2 pseudogenes are annotated in these 620 nt (G+C 45.0%); both read left to right on the forward strand.

Annotated elements, in window-relative coordinates:
• Positions 1 to 132: pseudogene (locus ACERC5_RS09590) on the forward strand (ISL3 family transposase); the annotation flags it as partial.
• Positions 133 to 263: 131 nt separating this feature from the next.
• A pseudogene (locus ACERC5_RS09595) lies at positions 264 to 620 on the forward strand (transposase); the annotation flags it as partial.

Genomic DNA, 620 nt, shown 5'->3' on the forward strand with positions numbered 1-620 from the left:
CAAAAATTGATGGAGAAAGTCGCCATGACGGCCATCGCTGAAAGCCTAGCCGTATCAACCTCAACGGTCATCCGAAAACTAAAGGAATTTCAGTTCAAGACAGACTTGAACTGGCTACCAACTAATATGTCCTGGGACGAGTACAGCTTCAAGAAAGGCAAAATGAGCTTCATCGCTCAAGACTTTAACTCGCTCAAAATCCTAGCTATTCTAGATGGTCGAACCAAAGCCACCATTCGCAACCACTTTCTGCGCTATNNNNCTGGGACGAGTACAGCTTCAAGAAAGGCAAAATGAGCTTCATCGCTCAAGACTTTAACTCGCTCAAAATCCTAGCTATTCTAGATGGTCGAACCAAAGCCACCATTCGCAACCACTTTCTGCGCTATTCTAGAGCGGTTAGAAGCCGTGTTAAGGTCATCACCATGGACATGTTTAGCCCTTATTACGACATCGCTAAGAAACTATTTCCAAATGTGAAAATCGTTCTCGATCGTTTCCACATTGTCCAGCATATGAGCAGGGCAATGAACAGGCTACATGTTCAGATAATGAACCAGTTTGATCGAAATTCCCACGAATACAGAGCCCTCAAACGCTACTGGAACCCTCGCTCTCTC

Origin of the sequence: Streptococcus sp. E24BD (genome assembly GCF_041807825.1) — a bacterium.
GTDB lineage: Bacteria > Bacillota > Bacilli > Lactobacillales > Streptococcaceae > Streptococcus > Streptococcus entericus.